Origin of the sequence: Romboutsia sp. 13368 (genome assembly GCF_018336475.1) — a bacterium.
In the GTDB taxonomy this organism is placed as follows: domain Bacteria; phylum Bacillota; class Clostridia; order Peptostreptococcales; family Peptostreptococcaceae; genus Romboutsia.
This window is the reverse complement of sequence record NZ_CP048741.1, coordinates 1,415,242-1,416,647: the sequence shown is the minus strand read 5'-3', so window position 1 is coordinate 1,416,647 and position 1,406 is coordinate 1,415,242. Positions and strand designations below refer to the sequence as shown.

Below are 1,406 nucleotides of genomic sequence, written 5' to 3'. Positions count from 1 at the left end.
AATATAAAAGATAGGAGGAAAATGTGGATTTAATTTTAATTCAATTAGAACATGCTATAACTGCTATATCAGAAGTTATATGGCCTGTGTTCGTACCATTCATGTTAGTTTTAGGTGCTTATATGGCTTACACAACTATATTTAAGATACAACCTAAATTAACAAAACCATCAAAAATGAAATTTAAAAATATGATAGGACCTGCTTCAATATCATTAGGAGCAATGGTTGGTACAGGTGCTATCGTAGGTGTGCTTGGAGCATTATCAAAATTATACGGTGCAGGACAACATAATATAGAAGCAATCGTTGCTTGGGCTTTCATAGGAGCACTTGTAATGATACCTGTTTCTTATTCTGAAACTGTAAACTCAAAAATAATGAAACAAGGTCCAAAAGAGTATATTTCTAAATTAATAAGTCCAAAATTAGGATTTTTCTATGCAATATCAATAGTAGCCCTAATGGTATTTGGATTTGGAGGATTCCAATTTAGTGGAATAGACTCTGTATTTACAATAGTAGCTTCTCAATTTATGGGTATAGAACTTTCTTTAGTTCAAAGATATATGTTCATAGTAATACCTGTAGTAGCTATAGTAGCTCTTGTTGTATTATCTAAGAAAGATGATATATTCATGAACGCTATGACTTACATGATAGGAACAGCTTTAGCTGCTTACTTATTATTTGCTTTATTCTTTATAGTAAAAACTGCTAATTATATACCATCTTACTTCTCTGGATTAGTAGAAGGAATGATGAACCCTGTAAACGCAATGTTAGGTGTACCAATGGGATTCGTTTTAGGTATGCAAAAAGTTTTACAAACTGTTGAAACTGGACTTGGATGTTTAGCAATGTCTGCTCAACAATCTGATTCTGAGCCAAGAGAAGCAGGTGCAATATCATTAATACCAAGTATAATGACTTTATTCATAGCAATATTTATAACTTCTTATATAGCAAGTTATGGTATAGAACAAGGAATAATTAACTATGGTACTCCAAATGATGCTATGTATAGATTATCTTCATTCTTCAATACAGCATCTAGCGTTACTGGAAACTTTGGTTTAATAGTTATGTCATTATTCACAGTATTATCAGCTATGACTACTATATTAGGTTCATATTACTACTTAAGAAAACTATTCAAAAAGAATGCTGTTAACAAAAATATAGTAATATACTTAACTTTAATAATAACAGCTGGAACATTAGCTATATTTGGAGCTAACGTTGTATTTGAAGCAGTTGACTTATTATTATTCGTATGTTCTGGTATAAACTTAGTTGCTTTAACTGTATTTGCTTACAAAACAAATAAAGCTATAAAAAACGGAAATGTTAAAGATGTTAACAAAGTAGCTTAATAACTAATTAAAACATGTTCATTAGTAGGT

General features: G+C 30.3%; 1 protein-coding gene. It reads left to right on the top strand.

Annotated elements, in window-relative coordinates; translation table 11 throughout:
* Positions 1 to 23: 23 nt before the first annotated feature.
* Complete coding sequence (locus G3997_RS05695; RefSeq protein WP_296644230.1) at positions 24 to 1,376, top strand: alanine:cation symporter family protein; 1,353 nt, start codon at positions 24 to 26, stop codon at positions 1,374 to 1,376.
* The last annotated feature ends 30 nt before the right edge of the window (positions 1,377 to 1,406 follow it).